Here is a 22,546-nt window from a genome sequence, read left to right on the forward strand (position 1 = left end):
AAATCGTGCGGAATATGCGTGAGCGAAAGACATGGGCTGTCTCTACGATAAAAAATGCCTGGTGTCGATGAGGAAGATTGAGATTTCAGACGGCATGCTGCAGAGCCAGCCTTCAGAAAAAATGACTTACCCCTGTCTCGGAAGGATCGGCCCGACTTCGCTGGAAGTAAGGCCGATCCCCATCCGATCAGGGGTCAAGTCAGATCAGATCTCAGTAAAGTGGTCTTAGAAGCTACGCTGGAAGCGGAGAACGCCAGCCCACTGGTCCTGATTGATGGAGTCCCAGTTGGTGTAGGATACTTCCGGCGTGATCTGCAGGTTCTTGACCGGGTTCCAACGGACGTTCGCGGTGGCTGCGAAAATCTTCGAGTCGGTGTAGGCAACCTGAGCGTTCGCCTGCAGCTTTTCGTTGATCGGAACGGTGAAGCCGCCCCAGACAGCCCAGTCGCCCCAGCCGATGCCCTTGGCAGAGCCAGCGCCGTTGGCGTTTGCATACTTGTTCAGCTTGTCACCATCGGTGTTCCAGCCGCCCATCAAGAAGGCCTTGAAGACGCCGAAGTCGGCATCGACGCGAGCCTTGATGGCGCCTTCTTCGACGATGGAGTCATAACCGCCGACGATCTTAAAGCCGAAGTTACCAGCCTTGTAACCAGCACCGGCAACAACATCCGGAGCGTAGTGGTTGGTGCTGTTTTCGCCGTTTGCGCCCGTAGCGCCCGAACCGGAGTTCGAGTCTTCAACCGAGATCACAGCCGTGAAGCCGTTGCCGGCGTCATAGTTGTAGGTCAACTGGTTGAGTTCGTACGGGCCGTCATTGACCACGTCGTCGTTGATGACATTGCCAGCGTAACCGATGTACGAGTTGTACTGGGAGTCAGCCTTACCGACCAGGAAGCCACCGAGGCTGATGTTTGCGAACAGCAGCTTCGTGGTGGTCGAGCCGCCATCCTGCCAGTCCCAACGGATGACCGTGTTGGTCTTCAGCGGGCCATATTCGGTGTCGGTCGCAGTGTCGAGGCTCAGATGAGCGCGCGTGTGCCAGAGCGTGCCATTGTGGCTGTTCGGGTTGTAGGCGTCGTACCACTTGCCTTCGGTACGGACATAACCGCCGATCTTGAGGCAGGTTTCCGTACCCGGGATGAAGAAGTAGCCAGCGCCATATGCGTCGCAGATGCGAACGTATTCCAGCGGTTCCGGCTCGGCAGCAACGATAGCGTCGGCTGCCTGAGCGCCAGAAACTACTGCCAGGGCAGCAGCGGAGCCGAGAAGAAGGCTCTTGATGTTCATAAAAACTCCAATCCAATATAGATTGGGCATAGGCAATCGCGCCGAAAAATCGACGTGCCTTAACCCTATCCCTGTTTAAAAACCCCGACTCGGGAGAAACGGGCCCCACCCGCTTCTGGTCGCTATTAAAGACGAATTCCTGCAAAGTTATATGATATATTTTTCTCGGGATGACTTTTTCGTGAAATTTAAGTTCGAGTTGCAAGAAAGCAACAGGCGCAAACAAAATGCTAAGTTCTGCATAATATTGGCTACGCAATAGTCATTTTAAGATAGAATGTGGTTCCTTATCTTATTCGAATATTATTTGATAATATTTATTGCGGCGTGCTCGGCCAAATGCAGTTGCCCATTTGGTGGCTACACTACGTCATCGCCCTCTCGCGGCAGCCGACGGGTCTATTCAGGCCATCGCCAGCTCTTCCGGTCGGTTAGTATGAGGCTGGTCGCTTCGAGGCTGAGACGATGAGTTTGCTCAATATAGAGCCGATCATGATGCCCCAGAGCCCGCTGGTCATGCCGACGATGATATCGAGCGGCGAACCATAATTGCCGCTTGCCAACAGATGCGAAAGGGAAAGCGCCAGCACGCTGCCGATCATCAGGAGACAAGTGAAGGAGGGAGACTGCGGGTAGGCGAGGCGGGCAAGCATGCCTGCTACGCAGAGCGCAAGGGCGCGAAAGATGTCAAACGGATTGCCGAATGTGGCCTGCCAATTGAGATGAGCAAGCGTTACGCCGATAAGCGCCGCAATATAGGTCCAGGCAATAATCTTCAAAAACCGGTCTGATATCATGGGGATATGATATAGCAGCGGCGAATATAAACGCCAGCCTGACGCCGCTGCGAAGATCGTTGGCGCACGAATCTAGCGCGCACATTTTATGTGGTTTCGAAATATTCTGTTGCGGCGCGGTAAGGTTTTCGGCCGTGTTTGGCCTTCGATTCGCCTTCTTGCTGTGCCGCCGTCAGTGAGTGGACTGGCCGCGTTACCTTTCCGGCCAGTCATCAATGCTGCTTAAGCTTTCGATACGCGAAGCGCATCTTCATCCTCGTCCAATTGCTCTTCATCGTCTGCGGCAACGGTTGATGATGAACGGCCGAGGAAGGAAAAGACGACGATCGCCGTCAGGACAGTGATGGCAGTCAGAAGCCAGAGGAGCGCGCCGAAGGCGTTGCCATAACCCAGAATAAGCGTGTCATGCCCGATTGCCGGCACAGTCGATGCCGCGGCGGTCAGATTGCCTGTTACGAGCTGCTGGGCAGCCATAGCGGCGTGCTCGCCAGCGGATACGCCGAGATTCGATTGAATGAAGGCGGAGAGGATGGCGCTGACGACGGCAAGCGCCACCCCTTCGCCGGCGACGCGGGTGGTGCTGAAGATGCCGGTCGCCATTCCGGCTCGCTCCTTGGGGACGACGCTGACGGCAAGCCCGTCCATTAGGCCCCAGGGCAAGCTGATGCCGACCCCGATCGTCAGCAGCGGGCCGATGAGAGCGGATGGGGCCGAGCCGGCGGCAAAATGGCTAAGCCAGAAAAGGCCCGTCGCCGAGATGATGAGACCGGCGCCGCAGATCGTTGCGGGGCTGAACCAGCGGGTGAGGAGCCCGGCGACGATCGGCAGGATGAGCAGCGGCGCCGAAAGCGCGACCATCATCCGCCCGGCGGCGATCTCGCTCATGCCTTCGATGCCGACGAAACGCACGGGCAGCAGGATCAGCAAAACGACAAAGGCATAGGCGGGTGCCGCCGCCAGAAGCTGCACGCCGACGAAACGCGGATAGCGAAACAGGCTGAGATCCAGCATGGGTCGCTTCACGACGCGCTCGATGATAGCGAAGGCAAGAAAGAGCACTGCGGCGCCGGCCAGCAGGGCGATGACGAGCGGATCACTCCAGCCGGTTTCCGGCGCGCGCAGAACGCCATAGGTGAAGAGCGTCAAGGCAAGTGTAAAGCTCAGGGCGCCCGGCCAATCTAGCCCCGCCGCATCGGGATCTTTGGATTCGCGCAGGAAACAGGCGCCGAGGCCAAGTGCGAGCAATGCCAGCGCAACCACGAGGATGAAGATGGAGGGCCAGCCGAAGGCATCGATCATCAGACCGGAGGCGATCGGCCCGAAGGCGAGACCTACGCCGAAGCTGGAGCCGACGATGCTGAAGGCACGCATCCTTGCCGCCCCGTCGAACTCCTGAGCCAGCGAGGCCATGCCACCGGAAAAGGCGGCCGCAGCGCCGAGGCCCTGCAGTGCCCTCAGTATATCGAACCAGACGATGTTGTTGGCCAGCGCCAATCCGGCTGAGAACAGCGCGAAGCAACCGACGCCGGTCAGAAAGATGCGCCGGCGGCCAAAGCTGTCAGCCAGCGCGCCCGAGGCCATCAGGCAACTGCCGAAGGTCAGCATGAAGGCGTTGGTGACCCAGTTGAGCGCGATCGGGCTGCCGCCGAGCATGCGGCTGATGGCCGGCAGGGCGACGGCTGGGCCGGTGAATGTTAGCGGCATCGCCGCTGCAGCACAGCAGACGGCGACAAGGACGAAGAATTTCTCGGTCGGACTTGCGACCTTTGTCTGGGGAGAGGTCATCGGATTACCGTTGGGTTTGAGCAAGGAAGGAAGCGGCAGGCAATCCTGGGAGTGATGTTGGCCAAAGGCCCGCGCCTGCGCTTCAAATGACCGCACCAAGATATATTCGCTGCAATCACATGATAATTGCGCTATTTTTCCATATATACCGGAATAAAACTCTCGAATGGAGCGCGCCCATGGATCGTTTAAGCGGATTGACAGCCTTCGTTCGTACCGCGGATCTCGGCAGCTTTGCCGCTGCCGGACGCGTGCTCGGCCTTTCGGCCTCCGCTGTCGGCAAGGCGGTCAGCAATCTGGAGCATCAGCTTGGCGTCCGGTTGCTGCAGCGTTCCACGCGCAGCATTCGATTGACCGAGGAAGGGCGGCTCTTTCACGAGCGTTGCCGGCGCGTGCTTGACGATCTCGACGATGCGCAAGCCTCGCTTGCGCAGGCGGTCGCCGTTCCGCGCGGGCGGTTGCGCGTCAGCGTTCCCATCGTCAGCTATCACTTCCTCTTGCCCGTCGTGCCGGAATTCGTTGCTCGATATCCCGAGGTCGAGCTCGACATCGATTTCAACGACCGTATCGTCGATATGATCGAGGAGGGGGTCGATGTCGCGATCCGCAGCGGCGATCTGCCGGATTCGCGGCTGATATCGCGCACCTTGCGCCCGTTTCAGATGTTGCTCTGCGCCGCGCCCAGCTATCTCGAACGCTTCGGCATTCCCGGTTGCCCGCGTGATCTCAACGAGCATCTGGCCGTCAGGTTTCGTTTCCCGAATAGCGGCAAGCTGCAGGATTGGCCATTGAAAATGCCCGAGAGCGAGGCGGATCTTCGAATGCGAACGGCTTTCTCCTGCAACAATATGGAAGCGGTGCGCGGCGCGACCGTCGCCGGCCTTGGCATCGGCTGCATGCCGGATTTCCTCGTGCGCAGCACGCTTGCGGAAGGAAAGCTCAGAACGGTTCTCGACGATTTCATCGATGAACCCGGCCATTTCCATCTGCTCTGGCCATCCAACCGCCATATGTCGCCCAAGGTCCGCGTTTTCGTCGATTTTCTGAGCGAGAGGCTGTTCGCGAAAAGCTGCGATGTCTTGCCGGCAACGACTGCTGCTTAGGACAGAGGCTTTGGGGGCCGGCTCTAATACCGCCTGTTGGTCATAATGATAATTTCTAGAATCGTCTGAGAGACAGTTGTCGCGGGAGTTCGATTTTGCGACGGTGTTGGCTTCATATGCAGACCTGCCGCAGCAATCCGCAGTTCCCAACCGCCAAAATTTGGAAACCCCAATGAGCCGCTTCTGGAGCCCGATTGTTCATTCCTTGACCCCCTATGTCGCCGGCGAGCAGCCGACGACCGGCGGAATAACCAAGCTCAATACCAATGAGAGCCCTTACGGTCCTTCGCCGCTTGCCCTGGAGGCGATCTCTAAGGCTACATCCGATACGCTTCGGCTCTATCCGGATCCGACGGCGCAGGAGCTGCGCATCGCAATTGCCGAAAGCTTCGGGCTCGACAAGGACGAGGTCTTCGTCGGCAATGGATCGGACGAGGTTTTGGCCCATACGTTCCAGGCGCTGCTGAACCATGAGGAACCGCTGCTTTTCCCCGATATTACCTATAGCTTCTACCCCACCTATTGCCGCCTCTATGGGATCGAATTCCGGCAGATTCCGGTCGATACCGAAATGCGCGTCCGCATTGACGATTATCGCCAGCCCTGCGGCGCAATCATTCTGCCCAATCCCAATGCACCCACGGGGATCGGCCTGCCTCTGGCTGATATCGAAACCCTTCTCCGGGATCATCCCGATCAGGTCGTTGTTATCGACGAAGCCTATGTCGATTTCGGCGGCGAGAGCGCGGTTCCACTCGTCCGCACATATCCAAACCTCGTGGTAATCCAGACCCTCTCGAAGTCGCGCGGGCTTGCCGGCTTGCGTGTCGGTTTCGCCGTCGGACAACGGCCGCTAATCGACGCTTTGGAAAGGGTCAAAGACAGCTTCAATTCCTTTCCTCTCGACCGGCTCGCGCAGGCAGGTGCGGTAGCGGCCTGGAAAGATCGCGACTGGTTCGAACGCCATCGCGCCATGATCATCGCCAGCCGGGAACGGCTGGCCGTTGAGCTCGGGGAGCTGGGCTTTCACGTCCTGCCGTCATCCACCAATTTTCTGTTCGCGCGACATCCGAGCCGGCCAGGTGCGGAACTGGCGGCAGAGCTGCGAAGCAGGAACATTCTGGTAAGACGGTTTTCCGGCGAGCGTATCGGCGACTTCCTGCGCATCAGCATCGGTACGGATGAGGAGTGCGACCGGCTGGTGACGGAGCTCGGCGACATTTTGCAGTGAGCTAACGGCCCCGGACGGTCACTTTGAGGCAGAATGCCAGAAGGGCCGATTACCTCAGTCAAACCGAACCGCGGTGGTGTTGGCGCCACAAAGCAGCACAGCCACCCGCTCGTCCGGGACGGGGACATATTTGCCGGCAAGTAGTGCGGCAAAGGCCGTCGCGCCGCCTGGTTCGGCGACAATCCGCAGCCGATCCCACAAAACCTGTTGCCCCAGCCGGATTTCGTCGTCGGATACGAGCACGGGGCGCTGCACATAGGCTTGTGCAATCGGAAACATGATGTCTCCGACACGCTTCGGCGCAAGTGAATCGGCGGCAATGCTGCCTGCCGGCGCATCGACAGGTTTACCGGCCTCGAAGGCCTTCCAGAGTGTCGGCGCCCCATCTGGTTCGACAGCGACGACTCGGACGCGACCCCGGAACCATGCGGCAATGCCGCCGATCAGTCCACCGCCGCCGACAGCGATCAGCAGCGTGTCGATATCGGGAATGTCAGCCTCGATCTCAAGCCCGGTGGTTCCTTGTCCCAGCAAGGTCTCCGGCTGGTCAAAGGCATGGATCGCCATCGCACCGCGTTCCTCGACCCATTGCTGGCTGGCCGCCAGTGCATCGGCATAGCGCTCGCCGCCGATTACGAGGTTGGCTCCGTAGCCGCGGATACGCTCGGCCTTGGCTGGCGACGTCACGCTCGGCACGAAGATCGTCGCCGGAATGCCCAGCCGCATGGCGGCGTAGGCGACTGCCGCGCCGTGATTGCCACCGGAGGCGGCAACGACGCCGGCTTTCGGCACCTCTCTGCCGAGCAGGCTCGAAAAGGCGCCACGTGCTTTGAACGTGCCGGAATGCTGCAGAAACTCGAGCTTGAAATCGACGGAGCCGGAAGCAAGGCCGAAGTCCGCCAAATCCGCCCGCAGAACCGGCGTGTGGCGGATATGCGGGCGGATGCGCTTTTCGGTTTGTGCGATGCGCTCGGGGGTGATCGTTGTGTCGGCAAGCATAGGCATCTCGTAGGCAGAGGTTGACAAGTATTTTGTTACTTAGCAAACTGACGAAATGCAAGAGGTTGATCTCATCAAGGCTTTGGCGAACGAACGCCGCATCAGGATTCTCAGGTGGCTGAGGGAGCCCCGGGCTCATTTCCCACCACAGATCGATGGTGATCTGGTCGAGGATGGCGTCTGCGCGCTTCTCATCGCCGAGAAACTGGAGATCTCACAGGCAACGTTGAGCGAGCACATGCGCATTCTGGTGCAAGCCGGTCTCGTTCGGCCTAAGCGAATCAAACAGTGGATTTTTTACAAGCGCGATGAAGATCGTATGGCGCTGCTGGCTGCGCTCGTTGCGGACCTTTAGGCGCATCACTGCGCTGCTGGCCTAACGGGCGTCTCCAAGCGAAAATGGCGTAGTGAGCTGGAACCGGCTCATGGACAAGAAATCGGGGGAAGACCTATTGCAGGATCAAACCTCGTTTTATGGCAGCCGCCAAGCCTTGAGGGTTTTCCCAAGCCATCGAGTGCCCCGCCCGATCGACCATTTCCACACCGATTCCGTGTCTTGGCAGAGCTTCCCAATCCGGATCGGGCAGCGAGTTTTCGCCGAAGATCACCGTCCTTGGCATGGGCAATTGATATAATTGTTCGCGCCAGGTCGGAGAATCGCCCAGGACCAGGGAAGATGCGGAACGATGAACGGCGTAGGGCGATGATATCGATAGAGATGCACCCCAGATGTCGTTTCCGTCCGTCATGCAGGTCCGAATGAGGTCAGCATGGCCATGTGCCAGATAGTCGGCCTCGCTCATCTCGGCAATCTTGCGGCTAAAGAAGCCGCCTCCCGAATCGAGATTGGGTTCGCTCAACACAAGATGCCGCACGCACTCACGCAGAAGATGAGCGACCTTGATGGCGACGGCGCCGCCCATGCTGTGGCCGAAAAGATCGGCGGACTCTAGCTTCGAGCCGCGGATAAATTCGACGATCGTTTGAGCGTGATCGGTAATGCCGTATCCGAAATCGGCAGGGTGGTCGCTGAAACCTGACCCCGGCAAATCGATCAGCAATAATCTCCGTCCTGACAGGGCCGGATTTGCCGCAACCGTGGGATAGTCGCACGAAGATGCGCATCCGAGACCGTGGATGAAGAGCAACGGCGGCTCATCCTCTGGTCCCGGTATGTCATGAAATCTTATGGCGCCTTGTGCCGTTCCTGATTGGAAAGTTTTCACGCTACGACCCGATAATTGTTGTTTCGCATAATCGAGTTGCGTCTCATCCAGACATGGGCGCAACCTTGCTGCCGGCACGAGCGCCCGTAGGGGTCAGTCAGCTTCTGACTGGCGGCAAATCTTTTGACAGAGCCGCCGATCAGTGAGCCGGAGGTTGAGCGATCAAATGTCGCTTGCCGCGTTCGCCCAGATTTCAGCGGCTTGTGCGGCGGTGACGCGGCGCACGTCCGTTTCATCGCGGCGGCTCGCGAAGAGTTCGCTTGCCATGATCTGCTCGGCGAGGTCGGCCGGCAGCGACAGGAGAACACGCTGTCCTTCCTTGTGGATGCCACCAACGTCCGAGCGCTTGCCGGTGATCATGCCGCCGGCGACCGTGTTGTTGCTTTCGGGATCGATCAGGATGAAGGAGCCGGTCGAACGGTTCTGCTCGTAGGGGTCGAAGATGGCGCTCTCGTCGAAGGTCAGGCGAACCTTGCCGATGGCGTTCATCCACAGCGCCTGCGCCGGAGCCCAGGCGCCGGTCTTCAGCTCGAGCTGGGCGATCGGCTGCACTTGCACACGCTGACGGCGGCTGCCGCTCTTCAGCCAATAGCGCTTGCCGGGTTCGATGCCTTCCGGCTGTAGTGCTACGATCTGGGCATCGAAGGAAAGGCCCGTCTGCGGCTGGCTGTCGATGGCGACGATCATGTCGCCGCGCGATACGTCCACCTGGCGGTCAAGAACGAGGGTGATGGCATCGCCCGCAACCGCCGCATTGCGCACGAGATCGAAGGTGACGATCTTCGAGACATTGGCGACCATGCCCGAGGGCAGGATCATGACGCTGTCACCCGGCTTCACCGAACCGCCGGCGACCGTGCCCTGATAGCCGCGGAAGCTTTCGCCGGGGCGGGAGACGCGCTGCACCGAAAGGCGGAAGCCGACCGTCTGCGCCGAGCGAACAGTCGCCAGTTCCAGCGTTTCGACCAGCGTCGGGCCGGTATACCACGGCATGGCGGCTTGGCCGGAATAGACGACGTTTTCACCCTTCAGCGCTGACATCGGGATGGCGGTGATCTGCTTGACGCCGAGCGACAAGGCAAACTCGCGGAAGTCGTTGGAAATCTTCTCGAAACCGGCGCGGTCGTAATTCGTCAGGTCGATCTTGTTGACGGCGAGCACGAACTGCTTGATGCCGAGCAGCGAGGCGATCGTGGCGTGGCGGCGGGTCTGTTCGAGGATGCCCATGCGCGCATCGACCAGCAGGACGGCGAGGTCGGCGGTGGAGGCACCGGTTGCCATGTTGCGGGTGTATTGCTCATGGCCGGGCGTGTCGGCGACGATGAAGGAGCGCTTGTCAGTCGAGAAATAGCGATAGGCGACATCGATGGTGATGCCCTGTTCGCGCTCGGCCTGCAGACCGTCGAGCAGCAATGCGAAATCGGGCAGGCCGAGATCGTTCTGCTTGCCGGTGGAATCGCGCTGGAGCGTGGCGGCCTGGTCTTCCTTGACCGCCTTGGTATCCCAGAGAAGACGGCCGATCAGCGTGGACTTACCGTCATCGACGCTGCCGCAGGTGATCAGGCGAAGCGGGCGCGAATCGCGGAGAGCCTTGGCCGGTTCGGCGGCAGACCCAACAGCGGGCCCAACAATGGGCATCGTGACGACGTTGGCGTTTGCGGTCATCTCAGAAATATCCTTCACGCTTCTTCTTTTCCATGGAGCCGGACTGGTCGCGGTCGATTGCGCGGCCCTGCCGTTCGGAAACCGTGGCGATTTCCAGCTCTGCAATAATGTCTTCCAGTGTCGTCGCAGTGGAACGGATGGCCCCGGTCAGTGGGAAGCAGCCGAGGGTGCGGAAGCGGATCACTTCCTCGCGCTTGGTTTCGCCCGGCAGCAGCTCGAGCCTTGGATCTGCTGCCATGATCATCATGCCGTCGCGCTCGACGATCGGGCGCTTGGCCGCGAAATAGAGCGGCACGATCGGGATTTCCTCGGCCAGGATGTAGCGCCAGATATCCACTTCGGTCCAGTTGGAGAGCGGGAAGACGCGAACGCTTTCGCCCTTGCGGATCTGGCCGTTATAGATGTTCCAGAGTTCCGGGCGCTGGTTGCGCGGATCCCAGCGATGGTCCGGCGTGCGGAAGGAATAGATGCGCTCCTTGGCGCGCGAGGCTTCCTCGTCGCGGCGAGCACCGCCGAAAGCGGCGTCGAACTGGCCGGCATCGAGCGCGTGGCGCAGCGCTTCCGTTTTCATGATGTCGGTGTAGCGGGCCGAGCCATAGGTGAAGGGCGTGATATTCTCAGCCTTGCCGCGCGGATTGATATGCTCGATGAGATCGAGATCGTACTTCTTCACGATCTCGTCGCGGAAGGTGATCATCTCGGCGAATTTCCAGCCGGTGTTCACATGCAGGAGCGGGAAGGGGACGCGGCCGGGATAAAAGGCCTTGCGCGCCAGATGCAGCAGCACCGACGAATCCTTGCCGATCGAATAGAGCATGACGGGACGCTCGAACTCGGCCGCAACCTCACGGAAGATATGAATCGCTTCGTTTTCGAGCGCCTTCAGATGGGGATCGAGGGGCGGCTTGACGCTTTGCGGATGGGAGATTTCCGTATCCGGACGGCTATCGGGCATTGATGACTCCAGAACTTTCAAATGTCCCGACCGAAACTTGGTCGGAAAGAATGGATGCGTTGGTTCCCGGTTGAACAGCGGCGTAGGAAACGCGCTTCGGATCGATGCCGGGAGCCGGCGAGCATATTATTGTGTTGTTGCGGCAGCGCCTTCTTCGTGGACATGCAGGCCGCATTCGCGCTTCTCATCGTTTTCCCACCACCAGCGGCCGGCCCGCTCGGGCTCGCCCGGCTTGATGGCGCGGGTGCAGGGCTCGCAGCCGATTGAGGGGTAGCCGCGCGCATGCAGCGGGTTCACCGGCACGCTGTTATCGGCGACATAGGCGCGGATCGCGTCGATATCCCAGTCTGCGAGCGGGTTGATCTTGACCAGGTTGCGCTCGGGGTCGAATTCGGCGAAGGGCGTATCGGCGCGGTTGGCGGACTGGCCGCGGCGCAGGCCGGTAATCCAGATGCTGGCGCCCGAAAGTGCTCGCGAAAGCGGCTTCAGCTTGCGCACGCCGCAACAGGCATGCCTGGCTTCGACGCTCTCGTAGAAACCGTTCAGACCGTATTTTTCCGCATAGGCGTCGATATCGGCCTGTTCCGGCTCGTAGCGGACGATCTTGATATCGTATTGGCTTTCCGTCTCGTCGATCAGGGCGAGCGTTTCCGGGAAGAGACGGCCGGTCTGCAGGGTCGCCACTTCGATCGGCAGGCGGTGATTGCCGATCTCCGCTGTGATCACCTGATCTTCGATCCCGAGCGACGTCGTAAACACGGCACGGCCACCGAGGCCGGCCACGAGAGACAGACGGCCGGCAAGATCGAGCGATGCAAGCTGGCTGTTGAGCGTCGCGGCATCTTCAATAAGGGTAATGGCAGTCATGGGGATCCTGTCCTGATGTTGCCGGGAGTATCGCAGTTCACAACGGCAGCGGACAGAAAAATAGATTTCGAAAGGGAGCGGCTGGAGAGTAAATATCTCCATGAAGCAGCGCCGATAAGGAAAAGCGACCGCCTCGGCTGTTAACCAAGGCGTTTTGCCGCGGGAAGCGGCCCTTCGGAAGCACTCGATATGGCTGACCATGTTTAAGTGCTTGCTTTAATGTCTATAGAAATAGTAGAGTTACACATAGCTTGTCAAATGGAAATCGGAAGTGATGCCCAAAATGATGCACTGCGGTGGATTTTGCGCTAAACTATGGGCATAGCGACGAAGAATGATAACAAGTCTGGGTTGCTAACGTTTCCTGGCCGTGCGCCAAGGGTGTGAGTGCTTCGAAATTGCCCCGGGGACGAGGGCTGAGGAGTTCTATAGCGGACCGGTCGAATCGCTCGACCGGACGTGTCGCATGTGTGTGTGAAGCGGTTCGAAATGATTACTCAGAAAGCAAAATATGCGCTGCGGGCGCTATCTGCCTTGGCCCAATCCGAGGCGGGTGAGCCGATGATGATTTCCGACATCGCTGCCCAGCAAAAGATCCCGAAGAAATTCCTCGAACAGATCCTTCTCGACCTGAAGCATCAGGGCATTGTCATCAGCCGTCGCGGCAAGCAGGGTGGTTATCTCCTGCGCAAGCCGGCGGACGAGATCACCTTCGGCGAAATCCTGCGGGTCATCGACGGGCCGCTGGCGCCGCTACCCTGTCTCTCGCTCACCGCCTATCGTCGCTGCGACGACTGCGACGGTGAGCAGAATTGCGAGATCCGCCACGTCTTTGCCCGGGTGGCGGATGCGACCCGCAAGGTTCTCTTCTCGACGACCATAGCCGATGCCATCGCTCAGCCTGATGGCGCGGAAGTCGCCAGGTTGATGGCTTAGATAGGTCAAGGCCGGGAAAGGCCTACCATGTGCCTTTCTCCGGCATCGGCAGAGCTTCGGCATTCAGTGGGTGGCGTGTTCCTCGCCACCTTCCTTTTCCATGGCACGCCGGGCGCGGATTGCTGCTGCGATGAAGACGCGGGACAGCCCATGATACAAGGGCTCGCGCGACAGTAGCCGCGAGGTCACATAGCCGATCATCGATACAGCCATGATCGGGATGACGGCCTGGTGATCGCCCGTCATTTCCAGGATGATGACGAAGGCCGTCATCGGCGCCTGCACCACGCCGGCGAAATAGCCGGCCATGCCGAGGATCGCCGCAAGCGCCACGCCGCCGCCGACCAGTGTACCGACCGTGCTGCCGAAGCCGGCACCAACGGCAAGTGAGGGGGCGAAGATGCCGCCGGGAATGCCTGATATCATCGACAGGAAGCTTGCCAGCAGCTTCTCGACAAAGAAAAGCAGGGGCAGGGCGTGTCCTTCCACCGCGCCGCGGGCTTGCTCGTAACCGGTGCCGAAGGTTTGGCCGCCGGAAAGCACGCCGACGGCGGCAACGACAAGGCCACAGAGGCCGGCAAGGATCAGCATGCGTTTCAGCGGCTGTGGTTGTGCCCAGCGACGGATGCGAATGCCGGCATAAAGCGCCAATCCGCTGAAGGTGGCGCCGAGCGCACCACCGCCGACACCGCAGATCAGCATGACGATCCAGTCCCGAAACATCGTCGGCGCGGCGTCGGCCGTGCCGAAATAATTGTAGCTGCCGGAGAGGCCGAGTGCGGCAAGGCCGGAAAGAATAACGGCGGTCAGAACCAGACCGTTGGCGCGCGACTCATAGGTGCGGCTCATTTCCTCGATGGCAAAGACGATACCGGCAAGCGGCGTGTTGAAGGCGGCGGCGATGCCGGCGGCGGAGCCGGCAAGGATAAGCCCCTTGGCCTGCGCCATGCCGCCGAAGCGGGCAACGGCCAGCATGAAGGACGCGCCAACCTGCACCGTCGGCCCCTCGCGGCCGATCGAGGCTCCGCTTAGAAGCCCCAATATTGTCAGCACGATCTTGCCGAAAGCCAGCCTGAGCGAGAGCAGCTTTGTTCGATCCTCTTCATGATGCAGGTGTCGCGCGGCAATCGCCTGCGGAATGCCGCTCCCTTGCGAATTGGGAAACAGCGTCGCAGCCAGATACGCCGACAGGACGAAACCGAGCGGCGTCAAAATCAGCGGCAGCAGCCACATCCACTCACCCGATTGCGTCACGCCGGTAAAAGCCCGCTGCGCCACATCGGCGAGCTTGGCAAAGCCGACACTAATGACGCCGATAGCCAGAGCGCCCGTCCAGAACACCAGACGCGGTCGCCAGAGATTGAACGAGCCCCAGATGACGCGGGAACGGCGGAGCAGCTTGGACTTGCGATAGATAGGGGGCATGAGACGCTCTTCAGGGCGGGGAATTGGTGGGCACTATTCTGTCCTGGCAACCGATCTATGCACCGATTGTCGTGCCAAAGCCACGAAACGATGTTTCACTTCGTTGAAAAGACTGGGTGGCAATGGTCCGAGATAGCCGCTTTCCGTTTCCGACGGGCGAATATCCGGTCCCGGCCAGGCAAAATAGTTGCTTTCTGAAAGGATGATCCATGAAGGTATGTCGTCCAGACCAAGCCGGAATTTTACCGGTGCTGGAAGTTCGATGGCCATGGAGGCGTTGTCCGGCAGCGAATGCGTGACAGGAAGGACACGAACCCGCTTGGTTCCATCCGCATCATCGACAACAAGTGCCAACACGAGGCAGGGGCGATCCTTCACGCCTTCTTCGCGTCCCTCAAGTCGCTCCCTGTGCCAGAGATAGGAATAGCGAAAGACGAAACCGACCTTGACTTCAGCGGGCAGCATGCGGCTTTAGTTCATCATCAAGATGCTCGTGACCGGTTTCCATCTCGGCTGCTTCGACGGCGGCAATATCGGCCTCTGAAAGCTCAGCTGTCAGTTGGACCTGCCTATCTCGTCGCAGCAGGCGCTGATAATCTTCATAAGCGAGCAGCACCGTTCGCGGCCGGCCGTTCTTGGTAATGACAACCGGATCGCGCATGGCTGCATCTTGAAATGCGCCAAAATTCTTGGAAGCTTCGGCGGCAGTTACCGTCTTCATGAAAAATCTCCTTGACGAAATTATACGGACTTTCCGTAAATCCCGCAAGTTATCCCATGGAATTGGTACCGCCCCGACGGAAATCTCACCGATCGCTGGTCTCCCACCGCGGATTGATCCAGGGCTCCTGGTTCGAGCGTGCCAGCCTCGGCTTGCCGAGAATGTGATCGGCCGCCTTTTCGCCTGTCATGATCGAAGGGCCGTTCAGGTTTCCATAGGTCACATGCGGGAAGATCGAGCTGTCGGCGACACGCAGGCCGTCGACGCCTATGACGCGGGTGTCGGGATCGACCACCGCCATGGGATCGTCCTTTGAGCCCATTTTGCAGGTGCCGCAGGGATGATAGGCGCTTTCCAGATGTTCGCGCAGGAAGGCGTCGATCTCGTCGTCGGTCTGAACGTTCGGTCCGGGCTGGATTTCCGGTCCACGATATTCGTCGAAGGCCTTCTGCCCGAAGATCTCGCGGGTAAGGCGCACGCAGTGGCGGAACTTCTCCCAGTCTTCCGGATGGCTCATATAGTTGAAGCGGATAACGGGATCCGCCTTCGGGTCGGAAGAGCGCAGCGTGACGTTGCCGCGCGATTTCGAGAGGTTGTAGCCGACATGCACCTGGAAGCCATGGCTCTTGGCGGCCGCCTTGCCGTCATAGCTGATGGCGACGGGAAGGAAGTGGTACTGAATGTCGGGCTGTTTGACGCCGGGCGCGGAGCGCAGGAAGGCGCAGGCCTCGAACTGGTTGGAGGTGCCGAGGCCCTTCTTGAAGAACAGCCATTGCGCGCCGGCAATCCCCTGCATGTACCAGGGAAGCCAGGAATAGAGCGACACCGGCTTCAGACTGGTCTGCTGGAAATAGAATTCCATATGGTCCTGCAGGTTGGCGCCGACGCCCGGCCGGTCGGCCTTCACCTCGATGCCCATGTCGCGCAGATGCTGCCCAGGCCCGATGCCGGATAGCATCAGCAGCTTCGGAGAATTGAACGAGGAGGCGGAGACGATCACCTCGCGGTTTGCCTTAACGATCTCGATCTTGCCGTCCCGCTCGACTTCGACACCCGTCGCACGGCCATTTTCGATGACGATCTTGCGGGCGAAGCAGCGGATGAGCGTCACGTTCGGCCGCTTCAGCGCAGGCTTGAGATAGGCTGTCGCCGCAGACCAGCGCCGGCCCATCCAAGTCGTCTGCTCCATCAGGCCGAAGCCTTCCTGCTTGCTGCCGTTATAATCCTCCGTCGCCTCGAAGCCCGCCTGCTTGCCCGCCTCGATGAAGGCGTGAAAGAGCGGATTGCGGGCATCGCCCCGGCGCACATGCAGCGGGCCGTCCGTGCCGCGCCATCCCTCTTCGCCCCCATGCGAATGCTCCATCCGCTTGAAATAGGGCAGCACGTCGGCATAGGCCCAGCCTTGCGCGCCCAGCTCGTCCCAGCGGTTGAAGTCTTCCGCATGGCCGCGCACATAGACCATGCCGTTGATCGAGGAAGACCCGCCGATCACCTTGCCGCGCGGGGCAGTGATGCGTCGGTTGTTGAGCTGCGGTTCCGGCTCGGAAAGATAGCCCCAATTGTAGCGGTCCATGCTCATCGGCCAGGCAAGGGCTGCGGGCATCTGGATGAAAGGCCCGAAATCGCTGCCGCCGAATTCCAGAACGATGACCGAATGCTTGCCATCTTCCGACAGGCGGTAAGCCATGGCGGAGCCGGCTGAGCCTGAGCCAACGATGACGAAATCTGCTTGCTGCATATTTATCTCCCTGTGGCCGCCCCGATCCTTCGAGGCTCGCCTTTGGCGAGCACCTCAGGATGAGGCGGGTCATCGTCTGTGCTTGCGGTTGGTAGCTCTCGACCTCACCCTGAGGTGCCGCCATGGGGGCCTCGAAGGGCGAGGTCGAGCCCCGAGGTTGCATCAATAAGGCGCCTGCACCGGCCCCATGCCGACATAGACGGTCTTCAGTTCCGAATAATGCTCCAGCGCCGCCAGTGAATTCTCGCGGCCGAAGCCGGATTGCTTGGAGCCGCCGAAGGGAATTTCGACCGGGCAGAGATTGTAGGTGTTGATCCAGAGTGTGCCGGCCCCGAGCTGGTCGACGACGCGGTGGGCGCGGGTGAGGTCGGCGGTAAAGACGCCGCCGGAAAGGCCGAATTCGGTGGCATTGGCGCGGGCTATCACCTCGGCCTCGTCATCGAAATCGAGCACGCACATAACTGGCCCGAAAATTTCCTCGCGTGCGATCGTCATGTCGTCGGTGACGTCAGAAAACACGGTCGGCTGAATGTAATAGCCTTCGCCGGAGACATTGTTCGGGATGCCGCCGCCGGTCAGCAGCGTCGCGCCTTCGGCCTTGCCTTTTTCGATGTAAGACAGCACCTTCTCACGCTGCGCCCAGGAGACCATTGGGCCGATCTGTGTTGCCTCATCCATCGGGTCGCCGATGAGCATGGCCTCGGTGCGGGCCTTCAGGCGCTTCAGGAATTCGGACTTGATCTTGCTGTTGACGAAGACGCGCGTGCCGTTCGAGCAGACCTGACCCGTCGAATAGAAATTGCCGAGCATCGCGCCGCCGATGGCGCTGTCGATATCGGCATCGTCGAAGACGATCAGCGGCGACTTGCCACCGAGTTCCATGGTGACATGCTTGAGGTTGCCGGCGGCAGAAGCCGCCACCTTGCGGCCCGTCGGTACCGAGCCGGTCAGTGAGACCTTCGCCACCTCGGGATGGTTGATGAGCAGAGGTCCGGTTTCGCGGTCGCCTTGGATGACATTGTAGAGCCCCTTCGGCAGGCCTGCCTCAATAAGGATTTCGGCGATCTTCAGCGCGCCGAGCGGCGTGTTTTCCGAAGGCTTGAACACCATGGCGTTGCCGGCGACCAGCGCCGGCGCACCCTTCCAGCAGGCGATCTGCTGCGGGTAGTTCCACGCGCCGATGCCGACGCACACGCCGAGCGGCACGCGCTTGGTATAGGCGAAGTCACCGCCGAGCGGGATATAGGAGCCATTGAGGCCGGCCGCCGCGACGCCGCCGAAGAATTCGAAGCTGTCGGCGCCTGATGTTGGGTCTGCGACAATGGTTTCCTGGATCGGCTTGCCCGTATCCAGCGTCTCCAGCTCGGAAAGCTCGCGGTTACGTTCGCGCATGATCTCGGCTGCCCGCTTCAGGATGCGGCCGCGCGCTGTCGGGCTCATAGCAGCCCATTCCGGCTGCGCACGCTTGGCGCTAGCGATCGCCTTTTCGACGATGGTTGGCGTCGCTGCGTGCAGGCGGGCGATGACTTCGCCGGTCGCCGGATAGATGCTTTCGATAAGAGTGCCGTCGGTGTCCTCGACATATTCCCCGTCGATGAAATGCGAGGCTTTCGGTTGTGCGCGCATTATAGAACCCTCAATTCTTCGTAGGACACCATGACATGCTCTTGGAAAGCAGGTCGCTCGGTGAGGTTTTCATAGTAGCGCTGCAGCCGTGGATGGGCTGGGCGCTGGATGTCGATGTCGAAATAGCGATAGAGAACATGCCCGAATTGTATGTCGGCCAGCGTCAGAGTATTGCCCGCAAGGAAGCGATGCCGTCCGAACTGCGACTCGGCGATGTCTAGCTTCGCAGCGAGTGCTGCGACAGCCGCAACAATCGCCTTCTCATCACGCAGGGCAGGGGCAGTCCGCACCGCGCGCCAGAACACCGGGCCTGTGAAATTCAAGGCGATGTTGATCTTGGCCCATTCCGCCCATTTGTCGATCTGAGCGCGCCGCCGCTCGTCCTTCGGCCAGAAGGCATCCTCGCCATATCGCGCCGCGAGATAGCGTAGGATAGCGCCCGTTTCCCAAAGCGGCTCGTCGTCGCCGTCGCGCAGCACCGGAACGGTGCCGTTCGGGTTCATCGCCAGGAATTCGGGCGTGTCGTTGACGCCATAGGTAAAGCCGGCATCGATGCGCTCATAGGCAAGGCCGAGTTCGCCGATGCACCACATCAGCGCCTGCACATTGGATGACGATTTGCGGCCCCAGACGGTCAGCATGGTCTTCAGCCTTTCAAGGCGTTGAGGTGGGTCGTCAGATAATCTTCCGTCAGCGCGATCGACGCCTCAGTGCTGATCGGCGCGGATCTGAGGCCCTGGCGGATATAGAGCCCGTCGATCATGGCAGCCGCACCCTCGGCGATCCGCCCGGCATCGCCGGCCGGGCACAGAGCCTTGAGATTGGCAACGAGATTTGAGTGCAGGCGGCGTGCGTAGATGACGAGAAAGCGCCGCGTCTCTTCCGAGCGTTGCGCCTCGGCATAGAAGGCGAGCCAGGCGGCGATCGTTTCCGGTGCGAACTGATCGGCCTGGAAGCTGACGCGGATGACGGCGGAGAGCTTTTCGCGCGGCGTTTTCGCCTCGCGGAGCGCCGTCACGACGCTGTCGCGCAGCCGCTGTAGATGCACGCGGACGGTTTCGATCAGCAGCTGTTCCTTGCTGCCGAAGTAATGATGCGCAAGGGCAGGCGAAACGCCCGCCTGCTTGGCGATTTCGGACATGGTTACGGTTAGCGAGCCGTGATCGCCGATCACGCGCATCGCAGCATCCACCAGCGCCTTGCGGCGCACCGGCTCCATTCCGACTTTCGGCATTGCGTCAATCCTCAAGATTGAAGATGAGTGTATTTTTGATTGACTGATCAATCAATAAAAAAATCAGGTGGCCGGTATTCCCTGACGAAAAATCCGCAACCTCTTTCCGCAGAGCATTTCTGTGCCATACTTCCTCATAGGAGGAGGTGCAGTCATGGTTGATATTCTTGATGAAGTTCCCCCATCCGCGATGCGCGACAAATGGGGTTGGTTTGTCGGACTTGGCATATTGCTGCTGATCTGTGGTGGCATCGCCCTAGGCAATCTGTTCATCGCCACGGTGGCTTCGGTCTATTATGTCGGCATGCTGATGTTGATCGGCGGTATCGTGCATTTGGTCCATGCCTTTCAGGTGAGGGGCTGGGAGCATATCCTGTTCTGGGTGTTGAGCGGCCTGCTCTATACGGTTGCCGGTATCCTTGCCTTCGCCAATCCGCTATTGGCTTCCGAGGCATTGACGCTGTTCCTTGCCATCGCGCTCCTCATAGCCGGCACGTTCCGCGTCTGGGTCGGCCGCAAGCTGAAACCTGAGCGCGGCTGGGTTTGGATCGTCATCAGCGGTCTTGCGACTGCCGTTGCAGGCATCGCCATCGCTCTCGGCTGGCCGGTCAACAGCCTTTGGATCCTCGGCCTTTTCCTGGCCTTCGATCTGATCTTCCAGGGCTGGACGCTGGTGGTCTTCGGCCTCGTGCTCAGGCGGTAGTGCATCTCCCAAAAGGGGTAACGCACTGCTACTTTTTGACAAGAAGCGTGAGCGGCGTTACTCTTCGTGCCTCTGCCATATCAGGCAGAACGGCGTTGCGTTGATGTAACGGCAGTATCTTCATCTGGAAGTCCGCATGTCGAGGGACATGCTCGAAGAAACTGGTCGAAGCCGCGGAACATAGTTCCAGACAAATTTCCGCTAGATAACGTCAAGGGAGGAATATCATGCCAATGGTAACGGTTTCCATCTCTCCGCTTCAGGCTGCCGGCATCCGGGCAGCGGTCGACACCGGCACCTATGCCTCGAGCAGCGAAGTCGTGCGGGAAGCTCTTCGCATGTGGGATGCGGCGCGCAAGCGCGGTGACATTTGCGAGGTGCCACGTGCCGCCAACGATGGCGGCGAGACGGCAAAGAGCGGCCGTTGCGTCGCCGATATGTTTGCCGATTACGAGGCAGAGCGGCACTCGAGCAATCAGCACTGAACCCCACTCGTCACGGCAGCCCTCGGCTGCCGTGTGCCGGGTCTGCCTCCCGGCGAATGGTTAATATTGCTTTACCATTCATGAAACTTTCACATAGGGGAAAGGTTTCGTTGACGCTTTATGGCGCAATCTTGGGTCGAAAACGCGGTAAATCCAAAGTTTTACTTAAATAAATTAGATTAGAATCCGCAAGTGGAGATGGGCATGTCCCTGACTGCCGCAGTCGAACCGGGCGTATTGCGCCGATATGCCAGCGACCAGATCGTCACTCTCGCCAAACTCGTCATCGAAAATGCATTCCAGCCGATCGTGGAGGCCGGTACGGGTGCCGTTTTCGGCTATGAGTCCCTGATGCGCGGCCAGGAACGCATCGGTTTCGACAGCCCGGTTGACATTCTCGATGAGGCCGAGCGCACCGGTCAGCTTCTCGGGCTGGAGCAAATGGTCACGAGCCGCGCGCTGGCGAAGTTTGCCACCCTGCCCAATATCGCCACCACGACACTTTTCCTCAATCTGGATGTCCGGCTGATTGCGCAGGGCACGGCCTTGGTCGACAGCCTGCTGCAGCACATGAGAAAGGCCGGCATCGCGCCGTCCTCCGTCTGCTTCGAATTCTCCGAACGTTTCGACAATACCATCGTGCCGGAGTTTTCGGCGCTGGTTGCCAAGATGCGCAATGCCGGCTTCAAGCTCGCGATCGATGATTTCGGCGTCGGCCGTGGCGAGATGAAGTTGCTGTCCGATTATCCGGTCGACTATCTCAAGATCGACCGGCATTTCATCGTCGATATCGACCGCAGCGCCCGCAAGCGCCATATCCTGAGGAACCTCGTCAATATCGCCCATGTTCTCGGGACGCGCGTGATCGCCGAGGGCATCGAGACTGAGGCGGAGTTCGTGACCTGCCGCGAATTCGGCGTCGACCTCGTCCAGGGCTGGTTCATTGCCCGTCCGACGGTCCTGGTCAACGAGCTGAAGCAGAGCTTTCCGCATCTGCAGGATCTCGGCAAGACGGCGCGCAACAGCCAGTCGCTTGATGAAATCCTCATCCGCAAGCAGATCGAAGTGCTGCCGACCATCCGCGAAAGCGACAGCATCGACAGTGTCTTCGAGCTCTTTCGCCGCAATCCGCGCCGGGCCTATTTCCCGGTCGTCAATGCCAATGACGAGCCGCGCGGGATCATCCACGAGTACCAGCTGAAGGAATATATCTATCAGCCTTTCGGCCGCGACCTGTTGAAGAACAAGGTCTATAAACGGTCGATCTCGCATTTCGTCGAAATGGCGCCGATCGTCGGGCTCGATTCCGATGCCGACACGCTGATGACGATCTTCGCCAACATGGAAAGCAGCGATTGCCTGATCGTCACCGAAGGCACACATTATGCCGGCATCGTCTCCGCTGCCTCCCTCATCAAGGTCATCAACGAAAAGCAGCTGAAGATCGCCCAGGACCAGAACCCGCTGACTGGCCTTCCCGGCAACAGGGCGATCCATGATTTCATGCAGAACGCCGGCCGCGATGGCGATGAAATCAGGCATTTCTGCTATTGCGACTTCGATAATTTCAAGCCGTTCAACGATGCCTATGGCTTCCATCTCGGCGACCATGCCATCTCGCTGTTCGCTGCATTGATGCGCCGCTATTTCTTTGCGGAGCGCCATTTCCTCGGTCATGTCGGCGGCGACGATTTCTTCATCGGTGTCACCGGCTGGAATATGCAGGAGCTTCGCGAGGTTCTGGACCGGCTGCTTGCCGATTT

Annotated in this window: 22 protein-coding genes; 7 read left to right on the forward strand and 15 right to left on the reverse strand. The window is 59.7% G+C overall.

All coding sequences use genetic code 11. The features are described from left to right. Positions 1-225 precede the first annotated feature (225 nt). From AC13QY_RS22430 to AC13QY_RS22440, 3 genes are all read right to left on the reverse strand, one after another. Positions 226-1,287 carry a porin gene (locus AC13QY_RS22430; protein WP_113331924.1) on the reverse strand — a complete coding sequence of 354 codons (1,062 nt, stop codon included), beginning with the start codon at positions 1,285-1,287 and terminating at the stop codon, positions 226-228. Between the two features lie 431 nt (positions 1,288-1,718). Continuing rightward, positions 1,719-2,066, reverse strand: a complete 348-nt coding sequence (locus AC13QY_RS22435) for a hypothetical protein (RefSeq protein ID WP_113353945.1) — start codon at positions 2,064-2,066, stop codon at positions 1,719-1,721. Between the two features lie 240 nt (positions 2,067-2,306). Beyond that, positions 2,307-3,869: an MFS transporter gene (locus AC13QY_RS22440; RefSeq protein WP_145320834.1), complete on the reverse strand. Its 1,563-nt coding sequence runs from the start codon at positions 3,867-3,869 to the stop codon at positions 2,307-2,309. A gap of 179 nt (positions 3,870-4,048) precedes the next feature. Between AC13QY_RS22440 and AC13QY_RS22445 the strand changes: the two genes are divergently transcribed. Together AC13QY_RS22445 and hisC are read left to right on the forward strand one after the other, a co-directional pair. Then, complete coding sequence (locus AC13QY_RS22445) at positions 4,049-4,972, forward strand: LysR family transcriptional regulator (RefSeq protein ID WP_113331923.1); 924 nt, start codon at positions 4,049-4,051, stop codon at positions 4,970-4,972. Between the two features lie 172 nt (positions 4,973-5,144). Then, positions 5,145-6,203 carry a histidinol-phosphate transaminase gene (gene hisC, locus AC13QY_RS22450; protein WP_113331922.1) on the forward strand — a complete coding sequence of 353 codons (1,059 nt, stop codon included), beginning with the start codon at positions 5,145-5,147 and terminating at the stop codon, positions 6,201-6,203. Between the two features lie 54 nt (positions 6,204-6,257). Here the strand turns inward: hisC and AC13QY_RS22455 are convergent, their stop codons facing one another. Further along, positions 6,258-7,202: a threonine/serine dehydratase gene (locus tag AC13QY_RS22455; RefSeq protein WP_152093577.1), complete on the reverse strand. Its 945-nt coding sequence runs from the start codon at positions 7,200-7,202 to the stop codon at positions 6,258-6,260. 55 nt (positions 7,203-7,257) lie between these two features. On the opposite strand from AC13QY_RS22455, the gene AC13QY_RS22460 reads away from it, so the two are divergent. Beyond that, complete coding sequence (locus tag AC13QY_RS22460; protein ID WP_113331920.1) at positions 7,258-7,557, forward strand: ArsR/SmtB family transcription factor; 300 nt, start codon at positions 7,258-7,260, stop codon at positions 7,555-7,557. Positions 7,558-7,651: 94 nt separating this feature from the next. On the opposite strand, the gene AC13QY_RS22465 is transcribed toward AC13QY_RS22460, so the two are convergent. The 4 genes from AC13QY_RS22465 to AC13QY_RS22480 all read right to left on the reverse strand — a co-directional run bounded on the left by AC13QY_RS22465 (position 7,652) and on the right by AC13QY_RS22480 (position 11,915). Further along, a complete protein-coding gene (locus AC13QY_RS22465) occupies positions 7,652-8,506 on the reverse strand; it encodes an alpha/beta fold hydrolase (protein ID WP_210386767.1) in 855 nt (284 codons plus the stop codon). 84 nt (positions 8,507-8,590) lie between these two features. Further along, on the reverse strand, positions 8,591-10,093 hold the full coding sequence (gene cysN, locus AC13QY_RS22470) for a sulfate adenylyltransferase subunit CysN (protein WP_152093576.1): 1,503 nt from the start codon (positions 10,091-10,093) through the stop codon (positions 8,591-8,593). A gap of 1 nt (position 10,094) precedes the next feature. Continuing rightward, on the reverse strand, positions 10,095-11,048 hold the full coding sequence (gene cysD, locus AC13QY_RS22475; RefSeq protein WP_152093575.1) for a sulfate adenylyltransferase subunit CysD: 954 nt from the start codon (positions 11,046-11,048) through the stop codon (positions 10,095-10,097). Positions 11,049-11,174: 126 nt separating this feature from the next. Beyond that, entirely contained in the window at positions 11,175-11,915 is a 741-nt protein-coding gene (locus AC13QY_RS22480; protein ID WP_113353949.1) for a phosphoadenylyl-sulfate reductase, read from the reverse strand. Between the two features lie 489 nt (positions 11,916-12,404). Between AC13QY_RS22480 and AC13QY_RS22485 the strand changes: the two genes are divergently transcribed. After that, a complete protein-coding gene (locus tag AC13QY_RS22485; protein WP_069613821.1) occupies positions 12,405-12,851 on the forward strand; it encodes an RrF2 family transcriptional regulator in 447 nt (148 codons plus the stop codon). 63 nt (positions 12,852-12,914) lie between these two features. Here AC13QY_RS22485 and AC13QY_RS22490 read toward each other — a convergent pair whose 3' ends face one another. The 7 genes from AC13QY_RS22490 to betI all read right to left on the reverse strand — a co-directional run bounded on the left by AC13QY_RS22490 (position 12,915) and on the right by betI (position 19,595). Next, entirely contained in the window at positions 12,915-14,276 is a 1,362-nt protein-coding gene (locus tag AC13QY_RS22490) for a chloride channel protein (RefSeq protein WP_269244400.1), read from the reverse strand. A 33-nt stretch (positions 14,277-14,309) separates the two neighbouring features. Then, complete coding sequence (locus tag AC13QY_RS22495; protein WP_269244399.1) at positions 14,310-14,741, reverse strand: plasmid maintenance toxin (PemK-like); 432 nt, start codon at positions 14,739-14,741, stop codon at positions 14,310-14,312. Further along, the gene (locus AC13QY_RS22500; protein ID WP_113353951.1) at positions 14,728-14,997 is read right to left on the reverse strand and encodes a type II toxin-antitoxin system Phd/YefM family antitoxin; all 270 of its coding nucleotides are present in this window, start codon (positions 14,995-14,997) and stop codon (positions 14,728-14,730) included. The genes AC13QY_RS22495 and AC13QY_RS22500 overlap by 14 nt, the downstream gene beginning before the upstream one ends. 85 nt (positions 14,998-15,082) lie before the next feature. Further along, complete coding sequence (betA, locus tag AC13QY_RS22505; RefSeq protein ID WP_269244398.1) at positions 15,083-16,735, reverse strand: choline dehydrogenase; 1,653 nt, start codon at positions 16,733-16,735, stop codon at positions 15,083-15,085. A 162-nt stretch (positions 16,736-16,897) separates the two neighbouring features. After that, a complete protein-coding gene (gene betB / locus AC13QY_RS22510) occupies positions 16,898-18,361 on the reverse strand; it encodes a betaine-aldehyde dehydrogenase (RefSeq protein ID WP_269244397.1) in 1,464 nt (487 codons plus the stop codon). Next, positions 18,361-19,002 carry a glutathione S-transferase family protein gene (locus tag AC13QY_RS22515; RefSeq protein WP_269244396.1) on the reverse strand — a complete coding sequence of 214 codons (642 nt, stop codon included), beginning with the start codon at positions 19,000-19,002 and terminating at the stop codon, positions 18,361-18,363. The genes betB and AC13QY_RS22515 overlap by 1 nt, the downstream gene beginning before the upstream one ends. Before the next feature lie 5 nt (positions 19,003-19,007). Next, the gene (betI, locus tag AC13QY_RS22520; RefSeq protein ID WP_069613827.1) at positions 19,008-19,595 is read right to left on the reverse strand and encodes a transcriptional regulator BetI; all 588 of its coding nucleotides are present in this window, start codon (positions 19,593-19,595) and stop codon (positions 19,008-19,010) included. A gap of 154 nt (positions 19,596-19,749) precedes the next feature. Between betI and AC13QY_RS22525 the strand changes: the two genes are divergently transcribed. The 3 genes from AC13QY_RS22525 to AC13QY_RS22535 form a co-directional block, all read left to right on the forward strand. Then, positions 19,750-20,298 carry an HdeD family acid-resistance protein gene (locus tag AC13QY_RS22525; protein ID WP_113331909.1) on the forward strand — a complete coding sequence of 183 codons (549 nt, stop codon included), beginning with the start codon at positions 19,750-19,752 and terminating at the stop codon, positions 20,296-20,298. A 227-nt stretch (positions 20,299-20,525) separates the two neighbouring features. Beyond that, the gene (locus AC13QY_RS22530) at positions 20,526-20,783 is read left to right on the forward strand and encodes a ribbon-helix-helix domain-containing protein (protein ID WP_069613829.1); all 258 of its coding nucleotides are present in this window, start codon (positions 20,526-20,528) and stop codon (positions 20,781-20,783) included. A 204-nt stretch (positions 20,784-20,987) separates the two neighbouring features. Beyond that, a partial coding sequence (locus AC13QY_RS22535) for a GGDEF domain-containing protein (RefSeq protein ID WP_488493938.1) occupies positions 20,988-22,546 on the forward strand: 1,559 nt, incomplete at its 3' end.

It is taken from the genome of Martinezella sp. CNPSo 3795 (assembly GCF_057784475.1).